Source organism: Agromyces sp. ISL-38 (genome assembly GCF_018613935.1).
Taxonomy (GTDB): Bacteria; Actinomycetota; Actinomycetes; order Actinomycetales; family Microbacteriaceae; genus Agromyces.
The window spans coordinates 1-15,002 of sequence record NZ_JAGGPF010000018.1 but is presented as its reverse complement, the minus strand read 5'-3'; the positions used below and the strand labels follow the sequence as shown (position 1 = coordinate 15,002).

The 15,002-nt window shown below is 69.1% G+C and carries 13 protein-coding genes and 1 other RNA gene; 6 read left to right on the top strand and 8 right to left on the bottom strand.

The window, feature by feature from the left end:
• Positions 1 to 33: 33 nt before the first annotated feature.
• An RNA gene (rnpB, locus tag J7E25_RS17300) (RNase P RNA component class A) lies at positions 34 to 426 on the top strand.
• Between the two features lie 3 nt (positions 427 to 429).
• Here rnpB and ppgK read toward each other — a convergent pair.
• Together ppgK and map are read right to left on the bottom strand one after the other, a co-directional pair.
• Complete coding sequence (ppgK, locus tag J7E25_RS17295; RefSeq protein ID WP_214871417.1) at positions 430 to 1,182, bottom strand: polyphosphate--glucose phosphotransferase; 753 nt, start codon at positions 1,180 to 1,182, stop codon at positions 430 to 432.
• A gap of 30 nt (positions 1,183 to 1,212) precedes the next feature.
• On the bottom strand, positions 1,213 to 2,076 hold the full coding sequence (gene map / locus J7E25_RS17290) for a type I methionyl aminopeptidase (RefSeq protein ID WP_214871416.1): 864 nt from the start codon (positions 2,074 to 2,076) through the stop codon (positions 1,213 to 1,215).
• A gap of 11 nt (positions 2,077 to 2,087) precedes the next feature.
• Here map and J7E25_RS17285 point away from each other — a divergent pair, with 11 nt between their 5' ends.
• Positions 2,088 to 2,273, top strand: coding sequence for an SPOR domain-containing protein (locus J7E25_RS17285; RefSeq protein ID WP_214871415.1), 186 nt, complete (start codon positions 2,088 to 2,090; stop codon positions 2,271 to 2,273).
• A gap of 6 nt (positions 2,274 to 2,279) precedes the next feature.
• On the opposite strand, the gene panB is transcribed toward J7E25_RS17285, so the two are convergent.
• Positions 2,280 to 3,167: a 3-methyl-2-oxobutanoate hydroxymethyltransferase gene (panB, locus tag J7E25_RS17280; RefSeq protein ID WP_214871414.1), complete on the bottom strand. Its 888-nt coding sequence runs from the start codon at positions 3,165 to 3,167 to the stop codon at positions 2,280 to 2,282.
• Positions 3,168 to 3,253: 86 nt separating this feature from the next.
• Between panB and J7E25_RS17275 the strand changes: the two genes are divergently transcribed.
• Both J7E25_RS17275 and J7E25_RS17270 read left to right on the top strand, forming a co-directional pair.
• Complete coding sequence (locus J7E25_RS17275) at positions 3,254 to 4,591, top strand: glutamine synthetase family protein (protein ID WP_214871413.1); 1,338 nt, start codon at positions 3,254 to 3,256, stop codon at positions 4,589 to 4,591.
• 10 nt (positions 4,592 to 4,601) lie between these two features.
• Entirely contained in the window at positions 4,602 to 7,616 is a 3,015-nt protein-coding gene (locus J7E25_RS17270) for a bifunctional [glutamine synthetase] adenylyltransferase/[glutamine synthetase]-adenylyl-L-tyrosine phosphorylase (protein ID WP_214871412.1), read from the top strand.
• A gap of 109 nt (positions 7,617 to 7,725) precedes the next feature.
• Here the strand turns inward: J7E25_RS17270 and glnA are convergent, their stop codons facing one another.
• On the bottom strand, positions 7,726 to 9,150 hold the full coding sequence (gene glnA / locus J7E25_RS17265; RefSeq protein WP_214871411.1) for a type I glutamate--ammonia ligase: 1,425 nt from the start codon (positions 9,148 to 9,150) through the stop codon (positions 7,726 to 7,728).
• A 139-nt stretch (positions 9,151 to 9,289) separates the two neighbouring features.
• Between glnA and J7E25_RS17260 the strand changes: the two genes are divergently transcribed.
• Positions 9,290 to 9,724 (top strand): RDD family protein, encoded by a 435-nt coding sequence (locus J7E25_RS17260; RefSeq protein ID WP_215009410.1) that lies wholly within the window; start codon positions 9,290 to 9,292, stop codon positions 9,722 to 9,724.
• A gap of 51 nt (positions 9,725 to 9,775) precedes the next feature.
• Here J7E25_RS17260 and J7E25_RS17255 read toward each other — a convergent pair whose 3' ends face one another.
• The 3 genes from J7E25_RS17255 to lipB form a co-directional block, all read right to left on the bottom strand.
• The gene (locus J7E25_RS17255; RefSeq protein ID WP_214871410.1) at positions 9,776 to 10,489 is read right to left on the bottom strand and encodes a DUF4191 domain-containing protein; all 714 of its coding nucleotides are present in this window, start codon (positions 10,487 to 10,489) and stop codon (positions 9,776 to 9,778) included.
• 73 nt (positions 10,490 to 10,562) lie between these two features.
• The gene (lipA, locus tag J7E25_RS17250; RefSeq protein WP_214871409.1) at positions 10,563 to 11,552 is read right to left on the bottom strand and encodes a lipoyl synthase; all 990 of its coding nucleotides are present in this window, start codon (positions 11,550 to 11,552) and stop codon (positions 10,563 to 10,565) included.
• Positions 11,549 to 12,184: a lipoyl(octanoyl) transferase LipB gene (gene lipB / locus J7E25_RS17245; protein ID WP_214871408.1), complete on the bottom strand. Its 636-nt coding sequence runs from the start codon at positions 12,182 to 12,184 to the stop codon at positions 11,549 to 11,551. Before lipB ends, lipA begins: the two co-directional genes overlap by 4 nt.
• A 109-nt stretch (positions 12,185 to 12,293) precedes the next feature.
• Here lipB and J7E25_RS17240 point away from each other — a divergent pair, with 109 nt between their 5' ends.
• The gene (locus J7E25_RS17240; RefSeq protein ID WP_214871407.1) at positions 12,294 to 13,862 is read left to right on the top strand and encodes a protein kinase; all 1,569 of its coding nucleotides are present in this window, start codon (positions 12,294 to 12,296) and stop codon (positions 13,860 to 13,862) included.
• Here the strand turns inward: J7E25_RS17240 and J7E25_RS17235 are convergent.
• Positions 13,859 to 15,002 (bottom strand): 2-oxo acid dehydrogenase subunit E2 (locus tag J7E25_RS17235; RefSeq protein ID WP_214871406.1); only part of this gene is annotated, 1,144 nt, incomplete at its 5' end. The two genes, J7E25_RS17240 and J7E25_RS17235, sit on opposite strands and share 4 nt — an antisense overlap.

Genomic DNA, 15,002 nt, shown 5'->3' with positions numbered 1-15,002 from the left:
GTCCGGCTTCGAGCTGTAGACTTGACTGGCGAATGGGTCGGCAAGACGGTCGCGTCATCCGGTGGCTGCTTCTTCGGAAGCACCGGCGGATGCCGAGGAACGTCCGGGCTCCACAGGGCAGGACGGTGGGTAACACCCACCCGGGGCAACCCGCGAGACAGTGCCACAGAAAGCAGACCGCCGCAGGCTCGCCTGCGGTAAGGGTGAAACGGTGGGGTAAGAGCCCACCAGCGGCCGCGGTGACGTGGCCGGCTCGGTAAACCTCGTCCGGAGCAAGGTCAGACAGGGAACCATGGGGCTGCCCGCCCCGTTCCCGGGTAGACCGCTGGAGGGCTGCGGCAACGTAGTCCCGAGAGAGATGGCCGTCCAGCGCCGCATCTTCGGATGCGGCGTGAACAGAACCCGGCGTATCAGCCGGCCCATTCGCCCCTAACGCGCCGCGAGCGCCGCCGCGCCGAGGATTCCCGCGTTGTTGCGGTGCACCGCCGGCACGATGGGCGTCGTGAGCTTCAGCAGCGGCAGGAACTGCTCGTGGTGCTTCGAGACGCCGCCGCCGACCACGAGGAGGTCGGGGGAGAAGAGGAACTCGACCGTCTCGAAGAACCGCTGCAGCCGTGCCGCCCATTCCTCCCAGCTGAGGGACTCGCGCTCCATCGCCGAGTACGCGGCGCGCTTCTCGGCGTGCGCCCCGTCGATCTCCATGTGGCCGAGCTCGGTGTTCGGCACGAGCACGCCGTCGTAGATGAACGCCGTGCCGATGCCGGTGCCGAGCGTCGCGAGGATGACGAGACCGTCGGCGCCGACCGCGGCGCCGTAGCGCGACTCGGCGTAGCCCGCGGCATCCGCGTCGTTGATGAAGTGGATCTCGCGACCGAGCTCCCGCTCGAACAGCTCCTCGGCCGGGAGGCCGATCCATTCGTCGGAGATGTTCGCCGCCGAGAGCGTGTACCCGTGCTTCACGACCGACGGGAAGCACACTCCGAGCGGCAGCGCCGGCCCCGCATCAGAGGCGATCACGGCGAGGAGTTCGTCGGTGGCCTCGAGGATGTCGGCGGGCCGACCGCCTTCGGGAGTCGCGACCTTCCGGCGTTCCGAGAGGAGCTCCCCGGTGCCGAGATCGACGACCGCCCCCTTGATTCCCGTTCCGCCGATGTCGATGCCGATCGCGTGCTCACTCGCCATGGCGCCACACTATCGCGTCGCCGGATTCGCTCACGGCAGGGTCAGGATGTCGGCCCCGCGTTCGGTGACGACGAGGGTGTGCTCGAACTGCGCGGTGAGCGATCCGTCGCGCGTGACGACGGTCCACTCGTCGGGCCACAGGTCCCACTCGATGCCGCCCATGGTGAGCATCGGCTCGATCGTGAACACCATGCCCGGCTCCATCACGGTGTCGAACTCGGGCGCGTCGTAGTGGGGGATGATGAGGCCGGAGTGGAAGGCGCGTCCCACGCCGTGCCCGGTGTAGTCGCGGACCACGCCATAGCCGAACCGCCGGGCGTAGGCCTCGATCGCGCGACCGATGACATTGACCTGTCGGCCGGGCGCCACGGCGCGGATGCCGCGTGCGAGCGCCTCGCGAGTCCGCTCGACGAGGAGCGTGGCCTCCTCGCTCGCCTCGCCGACGAGGAAGGTGTGGTTCAGGTCGCCGTGGAACCCGTCGAGGTAGGCGGTGACGTCGATGTTCACGAGGTCGCCGTTGCCGAGCACCGTGTCGTCGGGGATGCCGTGGCAGATGACCTCGTTCACCGACGTGCACGACGACTTGGGGAAGCCGCGGTAGCCGAGCGTCGACGGGTACGCGCCGTGCGCGATCACGTACTCGTGCACGATGCCGTCGAGTTCCTCGGTCGTGACGCCCGGCCGGATGGCGGCTGCCGCAGCTTCGATCGCCTGTGCCGCGACGCGCCCTGCGGCGCGGACTCCCTCGACCTCCGCGGGGGAGTACAGGTCGCCGCCGGTGTACGGCGAGGGCGCTCGCTTGCCGACGTACTCGGGGCGCCGGATCGCTGCGGGCACGGCCCGAGTCGGCGACAGACGGCCCGGGATCAGGGTGCCGGTGGTGTTCTTGGGCATAGGATCAGCCTATGGCCGAGCACGCCGAGCACATGTTCTGGTACAACCTGCGAACCGGCGAGGTGGAGCACGGCTTCGAGTCGCCCTCCGTCGATCGCGTCGGCCCGTTCGAGACGCGAGCCGAGGCCGAGCATGCGCTCGAGATCCTGCGAGCGAACAGCGCCAAGTGGGCCGAGGAAGAGGCAGCCGAGGAGTAGCTCGGGCTATTCGTAGCTGTGCTCGCTGTTCGGGTAGCTGCCCGACTCGACATCCTCACGCCACTCCTTCGCCGCGGAGCTGAGGATGCCCGAGAGGTTCGCGTACTGCTTCACGAACTTCGGCACGCGTCCGATCGTGAGGCCGGCCCAGTCGGTCCAGACGAGCAGCTGCCCGTCGGTGTGGGGGCCCGCCCCGACACTGATCGTGGGGATCTTCACCAGCTCGGTGACCTGCCGGGCCACGTCAGCCGGCACCATCTCGAGCACGACCGCGAACGCTCCGGCGTCCTGCACGGCCTTCGCATCGGCGAGCAGCTGCTTGACGCCCTCGCCGCGGCCCTGGATGACGTGCCCGCCGAGTCCGTGTTCGCTCTGCGGGGTGTAGCCGATGTGGGCCATCACGGGAATTCCCGCCTGCACGATGCGGCGGATCTGCTTCTGGCTGCGTTCGCCGCCCTCGAGCTTCACGGCGTGCGCGCCGGTCTCCTTCATGAACCGCACCGCGGTGTGGAGCGCGTCCTCGGGCCCGTTCTCATAGGAGCCGAACGGCATGTCGGCGACGACGAAGGCTCGCTTGACGGCGCCCGCGACCGCGCGCGTGAGGGGGATCAGGTCGTCGACCGTGACCGGGAGCGTGGTCTCGTAGCCGAGCACGTTGTTGCCCGCCGAGTCGCCGACGAGCAGGAAGTCGATGCCGGCCTCGTCGAAGATGCGCGCGGTGAGCTGGTCGTAGCTCGTGAGCCCCGTGATCTTGATGCCGTCGCGCTTCGCGTTCTGGAAGTGCCTCGTGCGTACGCGTTTCGGTCCGCCGGTAGCCGCGGCACCGCCATAGGGGTTCTGCTCGACTCCCGTCGAGGTGTCGGATGCTGCGGTGTTCGCGGGCTGGTCGGACATGTCGCCAGTCTCGCACACGCCACAGGCGGGAGCGGCGTGCCGTGGGTTCGTGAGCCAGTACCCTAGAGGAGCGAGAGAGGGTGTGGATGGATAAGCAGCGCGACTTCGTTCTCCGGACCATCGAGGAACGAGGAGTCAAGTTCGTCAGACTCTGGTTCACCGACGTCGTCGGTACTCTGAAATCGGTGGCGATCGCGCCGGCCGAGGTGGAGGGTGCCTTCACCGAGGGCATCGGGTTCGACGGGTCGGCGATCGAGGGGCTCAGCCGTTCCTTCGAGTCCGATCTGCTCGCCTACCCCGATCCCACGACATTCCAGACGCTGCCGTGGCGGGGCGACATCGATCCGACGGCGCGCATGTTCTGCGACATCACGACGCCCGACGGCGAGCCCGCCGTCGCTGATCCGCGCAACGTCCTGAAGCGCACGCTCGCACGCGCCGCCGACCGCGGGTTCACGTTCTACACGCATCCCGAGATCGAGTTCTACCTCCTGAAGTCGTCGAAGTACGGCGAGGAGGGGCCGATCCCGGTCGACTCCGCCGGCTACTTCGACAACGTCCCGGGTGGCACGGCGCACGACTTCCGCCGCCGTTCGGTGCGCATGCTGGAAGACCTCGGCATCTCGGTCGAGTTCAGCCACCATGAGGCGGGTCCCGGCCAGAACGAGATCGACCTCCGGTACGCCGACGCGCTCACGACCGCCGACAACATCATGACCTTCCGCACGGTCATCAAGGAGGTGGCGATCGAGCAGGGCGTCTACGCGACGTTCATGCCGAAGCCCTTCTCCGACAAGCCGGGCTCGGGCATGCACACGCACCTGTCCCTCTTCGAGGGCGATGCGAACGCGTTCTACGAGCCGGGCGCGCAGTACCAGCTCTCCAAGATCGGTCGCCAGTTCATCGCGGGCCTCCTTCGCCACTCATCAGAGATCTCGGCGGTCACGAACCAGTTCGTGAACTCGTACAAGCGACTCTGGGGCGGCGACGAGGCGCCGAGCTTCGTCTGCTGGGGCCACAACAACCGCTCGGCGCTCGTGCGCGTGCCGCTCTACAAGCCCAACAAGGGGCAGAGCGCCCGGGTCGAGTACCGCGCCATCGACTCCGCCGCGAACCCGTACCTCGCCTTCTCGCTGCTCCTCGCCGCGGGCATGAAGGGCATCGAAGAGGGCTACGAGCTCCCGGCAGAGGCCGAAGACGACGTGTGGGCCCTCACCGACAGTGAGCGTCGCGCACTCGGGTACAACCCGTTGCCCGCGAGTCTCGATCACGCGATCGAGTACATGGAGGAGTCCGAGCTGGTCGCCGAGACGCTCGGCGAGCAGGTCTTCAACTTCGTGCTCGCGAACAAGCGCTCGGAGTGGCGCGACTACCGCTCGCAGGTCACGCCGTTCGAGCTGCAGCGCAACCTCGAGATCCTCTGACCACTTGCGGATGTCACGCCAGGCTCCCACTCTCGGAGGGCTCGCACGAGCCGGGTTCGACGATCTCGAGCGAGCAGCGGCCGACCTCGCCGAGCTCGCATCCACGACGGGAGCCGACAGCGAGTCGTTGCTCTCGGCGTTCTCGCACGCGGGGAATCCCGACGAGGCACTCGGCGCGGTGCGCCGGTTGCGAGACCGCGCACCCGACGAGGTGACTGCTGTGCTCGGCGACGCGACGTCGGCCGAGCGCATGGCGCGGCTGCTCGGCGCGTCGCGGGGGTTCGCGGACTTCCTGCTGCGGCATCCGGCCGAGCTCGCCGTGTTCAGGAGGGTGCCGTCGCCCCCGCCGAGCGTCGCGGAGGCCAGGGAGGAACTCCTCACGGCCATCGAGGCGTCGGCGGCATCCGGTGATCCGGCCGAAGCCATTGCGAACGCCCTCAGGGTCGGCTACCGGCGCGTGCTCGCGTCGATCGCGATCTACGACCTGACGCGTGCCGACGCGATCGACGCCGTCGACACGGTCGCAGCCGGTCTGGCGGACCTCGGTGGTGCGACGCTCGATGCCGCGCTCGCGATCGCTCGACGCACTGTCGGTCGCCTCGACGGCGAACCGGCGGCACCGGCCCGGTTCCCGGCCGCCGAGGTCGACGCGACGCGACTCGCGATCATCGGCATGGGCAAGGCCGGCGCTCGCGAGCTCAACTACGTGAGCGACGTCGACGTGATCTTCGTCGCCGAGTCGGCAGACGAAGCGGTGGTGAGCACGCCTCGTGCGATCGAGATCGCTACGCGGCTCGCGATGCTCGTGATGCGCGCCATTGGGGAACCGGGCATCGAACCTCCGCTGTGGGAGGTCGATCCGAACCTGCGGCCCGAGGGCAAGAACGGCGCGCTCGTTCGCACCCTCGACTCGCACCTGCAGTACTACGACCGCTGGGCCAAGAGCTGGGAGTTCCAGGCGCTCCTGAAGGCCAGGCCGCTCGCGGGCGACGAGGAGCTCGGCGAGCGGTACGCCGCCGGCGTGACGCCGAAGGTGTGGGCGAGCTCGAGTCGTGAGGGGTTCGTGGAGTCGGTGCAACGCATGCGCGAACGCGTGACCGAGCACATCCCGCCGAATGAGGTCGAGGTCCAGGTGAAACTCGGCCCGGGCGGGCTGCGTGACATCGAGTTCACCGTGCAGCTCCTGCAACTCGTGCACGGGGCGACCGACACCGAGATCCGGCAGGGTGGCACGCTGCTCGCGCTCGAGGCGCTCGCGCAGCGCGGGTACGTCGGCCGCGAAGAGGCCGCGGAGTTCGCCCGCGACTACCGCATCCTTCGCGTGCTCGAGCATCGCCTCCAGCTCGACCGGCTCCGGCGCACGCACCTCATGCCGCGAGACGAGGGAAGTCTCCGGGTGCTCGCCCGGGCCTCGGGGCTCGCACGAGACGCCGCCGAGCTCACCCGCGTGTGGCAGTCGACGAGGCAGCGGGTGCGCGGCCTGCACGAGCGACTCTTCTACCGGCCGTTGCTGTCGGCCGTTGCAGCGCTGCCCGCGTCGGGGCTCGAGTTGACGAGCGAGCAGGCGGCCGCCCGCCTTGCTGCGATCGGCTTCCTCGACCCGCGCGGCGCGCTGGCACACATCGGTGCGCTCACGGCGGGCGTCTCGCGTCGGGCGGCGATCCAGCGCAACCTCATGCCGGTGCTCATCTCGTGGTTCGCCGATGGCGCCGATCCCGACTACGGGCTCCTGTCGTTCCGCCGACTCAGTGACACGCTCGGCACGACCCACTGGTATCTGAGGCTCCTCCGCGACTCATCCGATGCGGCCCTCCGTCTCACTCGAGTGCTCTCGGGCTCGCGATTCGTCGGCGAGCTCCTCGAGCGCATTCCCGAGGCGGTGGCGTGGCTCGAAGACGTCGACGAACTGCGACCTCGTTCCCTCGCCGCCCTCGAAGACCAGACTCGCGCGGTGCTGGCCCGTCACGAAGACCGCGACGCCGTGGCGAACGTGCTGCGCGCCATCCGGCGCCGCGAGGTGCTTCGCCTCGCCCTCTCGGCGATTCTCGGCACCTGCACGATCGAGGAGCTCGGCCGCGGGCTCAGCGACGTCACCGAGAGCCATATCTCGGCGCTCGTCTCCGCGATCCGCGGGAGCGAGGGCGACGGCCTCGAGTTCGCCGTCATCGGCATGGGCCGCTTCGGCGGGCGTGAGCTCGGCATCGGCTCCGACGCCGACGTCATCTACGTGTTCAGGGCGACGGATGCCGCGCCCGAGGTCGCGCAGGCGCGCGCCCTGCGCATCGTCTCCGAGCTCGTGCGTCTCAGTGAAGACACACGCCTGCCGTTCGATCTCGATGCCGACCTGCGACCCGAGGGCCGCAATGGCGTCGTCGCCCGCTCCCTCGACGCATACCGCGCCTACTACGGGCGCTGGTCGCTCACGTGGGAGGCGCAGGCTCTGCTCCGCGCCCGGGGCGTTGCCGGCGACGCCGCCCTCATCCGCGACTTCACCGAACTCGCCGACTCGGTGCGCTACCCGGCCCGGATCTCAGAGCAAGACGTGCGCGAGGTGAAGCGCATCAAGGCGCGGGTCGAGAACGAGCGGCTCCCGCAAGGGGCCGACCCCACCCGGCACTTGAAGCTCGGCCGCGGTTCGCTGAGCGACGTCGAGTGGTTCGTGCAGCTCGTGCAGTTGCAGCACGCAGCCGCGGTGCCGGCACTGCGCACCACGTCGACCCTCGAGGCGATCGTGCGCGCGGTCGAACACCGGCTCATCGCGGCATCCGATGCCGAGACGCTGCGCGCCGCCTGGGTGTTCGCCTCGCGAGCCCGATCGTCCCTCACGCTGTGGCTCGACCGCACCACGGATGTGCTGCCGGTGGAACGATCGCAGCTCGAGGGCGTCGCGCGCATCATGGGCTACCCGCCGGGCTCGGCGACGCAGCTCGAGCACGACTACCTGCAGCTCACCCGCCGGGCACGCGCGGTGTTCGAGCGCGGCTTCTATGGGATCGAACCGCGCCGCGAGCCGACCACCTCCTGAGCGCGCTCGACTCTGGACTGGCGATGATCGCCGGAATCCGAGTCGCCCGTTCAATGCGGAAGGGCCCGCACCGCTGCTGCGGTACGGGCCCTTCCGGGTTCGGGTGAGATCAGACGCCGTAGTACAGCTCGTACTCGAACGGGTGCGGACGCTGAGCGAGCGGCTTCAGTTCCTTCTCGCGCTTGTAGTCGATCCAGGTCTCGATGAGCTCCTTGGTGAACACGCCGCCCTCGAGGAGGAAGTCGTGGTCGGCCTCGAGCGCCTCGAGTGCTGCACCGAGCGAGCCCGGCACCTGCGGGATCGACTTGGCTTCCTCGGGGGGAAGCTCGTAGAGGTCCTTGTCGACGGGCTCGTGGGGCTCGATGCGGTTCTTGATGCCGTCGAGGCCGGCCATGAGCTGGGCGGCGAACGCGAGGTACGGGTTGCCCGAGGCATCGGGAGCGCGGAACTCGATGCGCTTGGCCTTGGGGTTGGTGCCCGTGATCGGGATGCGGATCGACGCCGAACGGTTGCCCGCCGAGTACACGAGGTTGACGGGCGCCTCGAAGCCGGGCACGAGACGGTGGTAGGAGTTCACCGTCGGGTTCGTGAAGGCGAGCACCGCAGGGGCGTGCTTCAGGATGCCGCCGATGTACCAGCGCGCGACGTCGCTGAGCCCGCCGTAGCCGGCCTCGTCGTAGAACAGGGGCGTGCCGTCGTTCCACAGGGACTGGTGCGTGTGCATGCCCGACCCGTTGTCGCCGAAGAGCGGCTTCGGCATGAAGGTGGCGGTCTTGCCCCACTCATTCGCCGTGTTCTTGACGATGTACTTGAACTTCAGGATGTCGTCGGCCGCGTGCACCATCGTGTCGAACCGGTAGTTGATCTCGCCCTGGCCGGCGGTGCCCACCTCGTGGTGGCTGCGCTCGAGGATGAGGCCGGCGTCGATGAGCTTGAGGCAGATGTCGTCGCGGAGGTCGGCGTGCTGGTCGACGGGGGAGACCGGGAAGTAGCCGCCCTTGTACGGGGTCTTGTTGGCGAGGTTGCCGCCCTCTTCAGTGCGGCCCGAGTTCCAGGCGCCCTCGCTCGAGTCGACCGAGTAGAAGCTCGAGTGCTGGTCGACGTGATAGCGCACGTCGTCGAAGATGTAGAACTCGGCCTCGGGCGCGAAGTAGGCGGTGTCGGCGATGCCGGTCGACGCGAGGTACTTCTCGGCCTTCTTCGCGACTTGGCGCGGGTCTTTCGCGTAGATCTCGCCGTTGCGCGGGTTGTAGATGTCGAACACCATGATCAGCGTGCGCTCGGCGCGGAACGGGTCGATGTACGACGTCGACACGTCGGGGATGAGCTGCATGTCGGACTCGTGGATGTTCGCGAATCCGCGGATCGAGGAGCCATCGAAGAGCTGGCCGACAGTGAAGAAGTCCTCATCGACGGTCGAGGCCGGGATGTTGAAGTGCTGCTGCACACCCGGGAGGTCGGTGAAACGGATGTCGAGGAACTTGACATCCGTGTCTTTGATGAACTTGAGCACTTCAGATGAATCACTGAACATGTGACGAAACTCCAAGGGGGCGCGGGTGGACCGAACGGACTTGCACAGTCGGTAGTCGACGCTATCGAGCCGCCGTTTCCCTACCGTGACGTGAATGTTTCGGCCATGTTACGCCGCACGCGCTCGGTAGACTCGACTGGTGCCAGACGCGAAACCGCAGACCTTCGGAGATCTCGAGCCGAGCCGCTGGCCGGGGGAGCGGCTGGGGCTGCCCAAGAGCGGTCCCGGGTCCGTGGGTCGCGTCGGCCGCCGCGTCGGCGGGCTGCTCATCGACTGGGCGAGCGCCATGCTCCTCGCGCTGCTGTTCACGCCCTACGAGTCCGTGGCGTACACCTGGGTCACTCCGGTCGTGTTCGCAGTGCTCCAGGTGCTCTTCATCCCGACCCTCGGCGGCAGCATCGGGCATCGGGCCGTGGGCCTGCGGATCGTGCCGCTCGCCGGCGGCTGGATCGGCGTGTGGCGCCCGGTCGTGCGCACCGCGCTCCTCGTCTTCGTGGTGCCCGCACTCGTGTGGGACTCCGACCAGCGCGGCTTCCACGACAAGATCGCCGGCACCGTGATCGTCCGCGCCTGAGACACGAATGCGGCATCCGCCGATCGACGGATGCCGCTTCGAACGCTCGGGTCAGCGCGCCTTGCCGCGCTGGGGGCGTGCCTTCATCGGGTCGATGCCCTTGGGGATCGGAAGCGAGCTCTGCAGGGAGTTCAGGCGGTTCGAGACGGCGAGCACCTCGGGCTTCGTGAGCGTGCGCTTGGTCTTGCGCAGGGTCGCCGGAAGGCGGTACAACTCGACCGTTCCCTCGTCGTGGCCGACCGAGATGAGCGTGATCGGCACGTTCGGCAGGATGCGCGAGACCTTGCGCTGCTCGTCGTCGAGCATGCGCTTCGTGCGCGAGACCGGGCCCTCGCTGATGAGCGCCACGCCGCCACGGCCGACCGCGCGGTAGACCGCGTCTTGCGTCTTGCCGTTCACGGCCACCGGCATCTCGTTGCCGATCCAGCCGCCGCGGAGTCCGCTGCGGAGGACCGCACCGACCGCGCCGGGTTGGCCCTCGATCTGCGAATAGGCCGCCCGCTCGGCCCTGCGGCCGAGGATGACGAGCGCGATGAGCAGGCCGGCGAGAACGCCCGCGACGATCCAGAGGGCGATCGTGAACCCGTTGCCCTCGCCGAGCCAGAGCGCGACGGCGATGCCGGCGAGCACGGGCGCGAGGAAGGCCAGGAGCATGAGCCACTGCGCAGTCGGGTCGTAGCGGCGGGTCATCTGGAAGACCTGCCACATCTGCTTCATGCGGCCGGGCTCCTTGGGAGCGGACGGCTTGTCCTTGGTGCGTGCCATGGTGTCAAGGATACCGGCGAGCCGGCCCGCCTCCGACCGTGTTCTCGACGGGCGGAGACGGAATCCGGATGCCTCAGCCGACCGCCTGGGCGAACCCGAGCGACGTGTCTGCGAGATGCGAGAGCGACTCCGGAAGCGGTCGCCCCTTCGCGCGCATCGACTGCGCCCAGAGCCGGCCCGCACGGTACGACGATCGCACGAGCGGTCCGGCGAGCACCCCGAGGAATCCGATCTCCTCGGCCTCCTCCTTGATCTCGACGAACTCCTCGGGCCGCACCCACCGCGCGACCGGGAGGTGCCGCGGGCTCGGCCGCAGGTACTGGGTCACGGTGATGATGTCGGTGCCCGCGTCGTGGAGGTCACGCAGCGCCTGGGACACCTCCTCGCGCTCCTCGCCCATGCCGAGGATCAGGTTCGACTTCGTGATGAGGCCCGCGTCGCGACCCTGCGTGATCACGTCGAGCGACCTCTCGTACCGGAACGCCGGCCGGATGCGCTTGAAGATCCGGGGCACCGTCTCGACGTTGTGGGCGAACACCTCGGGGCGCGCCGAGAACACCTCGCCGAGGTGATCGGGGTTGCCGGAGAAATCGGGCACCAGGATCTCCACGCCGGTGCCCACGGTGCGGGCATGGATCTGCCGGATGGTCTCGGCGTACAGCCATGCGCCCTCGTCGGGAAGGTCGTCACGAGCGACACCGGTGACCGTCGCGTAGCGCAGCTGCATCCGTTCGACCGACTCCGCCACCCGTCGCGGCTCGTCGACGTCGTAATCGGCCGGCTTTCCCGTGTCGATCTGGCAGAAGTCGCAGCGCCTCGTGCATTGCGAGCCGCCGATGAGGAAGGTCGCCTCGCGGTCCTCCCAGCATTCGTAGATGTTGGGGCAGCCGGCCTCCTGGCAGACGGTGTGGAGGTCCTCGCTCTTCACGAGCGACTGCAGCGCGCGATATTCGGGCCCCATCTTCGCGCGCGTCTTGATCCACTCGGGCTTGCGCTCGATCGGGGTCTCGGCGTTGCGGACTTCGAGGCGCAGCATCCGGCGCCCATCGGGTGCGGCGCTCACGCGGTGACCGCCGCCTCGGCGAGGAATCGCTCGGTGATCGGCGCGACGAGGTGTTCGGGATCGACCGTGCGACCGAGTTCGCGAGTGATCGTCGTGACACCGGCGTCTCGGATGCCGCACGCCACGATCCGCTCGTATGGCTCCAAGGAGTTGCTGCAGTTCAGGGCGAACCCGTGCATCGTCACCCCGTCGGCCACGCGGATGCCGATGGCCGCGATCTTGTTCTCGAAGCCAGTCGGACCGACCCAGACGCCCGAACGGCCGTCGACGCGACGGCCGTCGACGCCGAGACCTGCCAGCACGTCGATGAGGAGCCCCTCGAGGCGCCGCACGTAGCCGACGACGTCGATCGGCTCTTCGAGTCGAAGGATCGGGTAGCCCACGAGCTGACCCGGACCGTGCCAGGTGATCTTGCCGCCGCGATCGACGTCGATGACGGGCGTTCCGTCAGCAGGTCGCTCTTCGGGCGCCGTGCGTTTGCCGGCGGTGTAGACGGAGGGGTGCTCCAGGAGGATGACGGTGTCGGGGCGTTCGCCCCTGACGACCGCGCGATGGACGGCGCGCTGAAGGTCGAGACCCTCGATGTACGGCACGGAGTTGGCGCTTAGCCCCGCGACGACGAAGTCGAGCATGCCGACCAGTCTAGGGCGACTCGTCCTCGACAACGGGCACCCGGTCGTGTTCATGTCGGGGAGCCTGCCGTCGCAGGGCCGACCGCGGGGTTCGGGCCAGGATCGGCGTATGAGTCGTCGTGCCGCCCGCCGTTCTGCTGTCGACACCCCGGCCGCCGTCGCGCCGAGTCCGCCGGTCGACGGCAGGCTCGCCGGGTACCGGCTCATCAGGCGCATCGCGTCCGGCGAGCGAGCCGACGTGTATCTCGCGACGGCCGATCGCTCCGATGAACCGGCCCCGGGCGAACCCGCTGCCCTCATTGCGATCCGCGTGTACCCGGCGCACGCGTCGAGTACGGCGATCGCCGTCGAGGTCGAGGCGATGTCGGCCGACGCGTCTGGTGCGCTCCCCGCCCTCTACGATGTCGCAACGCTCGACGACGGTCGCTGTTGCCTGGCGGTCGAGCGGATGCCGGGCACCAGCCTCGCCCGCATCCTCACCGACCGCAGCCTCTCGCCGGGTGAGGCGGTCACCGTCCTCGCGCCGATCGTCGTCGCGGTCGCGGAACTCGCACGCGGCGGGTTCGTGCACACGCGGCTGTCGGCGAGCGACGTGCTCATCGACGACGCGGGCCGGCCGCGGCTCGTCGGACTGGGTGCGCTCGAGCGGCTTCCAGGTCACGGCGGGGCCGCAGAGCGCACTGCCCTCCTGCGAGCAGGGCACGTGGCCCTCGCAGAGCTCGTCGAGGATGTCGCTGCCGGCACCCGGCCCTCTGGCGCGCTCTCCGCGGCGGTCGACCTCCTCCGCGGACGGCTCGACGCGCGACCGTTCCTGACGTGCGAGCCCGAGCTCGAACGCGTCCTCTTCGGGGTGGCATCGCCCGAGCCCATCTCAGGCGTTGCCACCAGGCCGAGACCGGTCGGCCTTCCGGCGAGAATCGGCACGCCACTGGCCCCAGCGCCCGAAGAGCCGGCGCAGGCGACTGAGGAGGCCGTGATGCCCCGACGCCGAGGGAGCGGAGGCCTGCGTACGCTGTTCTCGCTCGCACAGCTCCCCGAGCTGACGGCGCCCCAGCTCGCACAGGCAGCCGACGTCGACCGCGCCGCGTCGATGCTCTCCCGACTTCGTCGGCTGCTCGCCGGGCGGCAGCGAACGCTGGTCTTCGGGAGCTTGATGAGCGCCGGCGCGCTCGTGCTGATGCTCACCCTCGTGCCCCCGGCGACGGCCGACGGTGCACGGTCAGCCGATCCGACTCCCGATGCTCCGCCCACCGAGTCGAACCCGCCCGCCGCTGGGGGTGCCGGGGTCTCCTCGACCGAGGTGCCGCGTCCCGCGACCGCCACGCCGAGTGCTCCGCCGGAGGACTCTGCGGTGCTCGCTGACGACGTGATCGCGGCGACCGCCGAGCTGCTCGAACTGCGTTCGAGCTGCTTCGCAACACTCGACCTCTCGTGCCTCGACGAGGTCGTCCAGTCCGGATCTGCCATCGAGTCGAACGATCGGGCGGCACTGGCCGCAGCCCGAGAAGGAAACGGTGCTCCGTCTGTCGATTACGACCTCGACCGCATCACGCTGACCGCCGAGATGGGATCCGCCGTGCTCGTCTCCGTTCCCTTCACGAGCGCCGAACGCGAACCGGCCTCGATCCTCGTGATGAGGAGCGAGGCCGGTTGGCGCTTGCGTGAGATCTTCGACTAGATGCCGAGATCGGCCTCGAACGCGCCTTCCTCGAGGCGAGCCTTGACCGCCGAGAGGAAGCGGGCTGCGTCGGCGCCGTCGATGATGCGGTGGTCGTACGAAAGGGCCAGGTAGACCATCGATCGCACGGCGATCGCGTCGGACCCGTCTTCGCTGATGATCACCGGGCGCTTGACGACGATGCCCGTGCCGAGAATCGCCGACTGGGGCAGGAACACGACCGGCGTGTCGAACAACGCACCGCGCGAGCCGGTGTTCGTCAGCGTGAACGTGCCGCCCGAGAGCTCATCGGGCTTCAGCTGGTTGTTGCGGGTGCGCTCGGCCAGATCTGCGATCTGCGCCGCGAGTCCGGCGATGTTCTGCTCGCCCGCGTCACGGATGACGGGGGTGAGCAGCCCGCGCTCGGTGTCGACTGCGATGCTCATGTTCTCCTGCGCCGGGTAGACGATCGTGTCGCCGTCGACGGTGGAGTTGATGATCGGGTAGGCACGGAGTGCCTCGGCGGCGGCAAGCGCGAAGAACGGCAGGAAGGAGAGCTTGTTGCCGGTCGCCTCCTGGAAGCGGCCCTTCACCTTGTCGCGCAAGCGCGCAACACGGGTGACGTCGACTTCGACGACCGACGTGAGCTGCGCGGTGGACTGCATCGAGACCACGGCGCGCTCGGCGACGACCTTGCGCAGGCGCGTCATCGGCACGGTGGTTCCACGCAGCGGCGACGTCTCGAGCGCCGGACGCTCCGGCGCAGCAGCGGCCGCCGGAGCGGTCTGTGCTGAGATCACGTCTTGCTTGCGGATGCGACCGCCGACTCCCGTGCCGGTGACGCTCGCGAGGTCAACGCCTTGCTCGTTCGCCAGCTTGCGAACGATGGGCGTGACATAGCCCGCGGTGCCGGCGTGCGATCCCGTCGCCGTCGGCTGCGGTGCAGCTGCAGCAGGGGCCTGAGGTGCAGCGGGAGCCACGGGCTGAGGGGCGGGCGGTGCCGCCGGTGCAGCGGGCTGCGCGGCAGGTGCCGGTGCCGCGGGTGCCGCGAACTCGGCCGCCGGAGCTGCGGGCGCCGGCGCGGCCGGCTCCTGGGCAGGTGCAGCCGGAGCAGCAGGCGCCGGTGCGACGGGCTCCTGGGCTGGCGCGACCGGAGCAGCC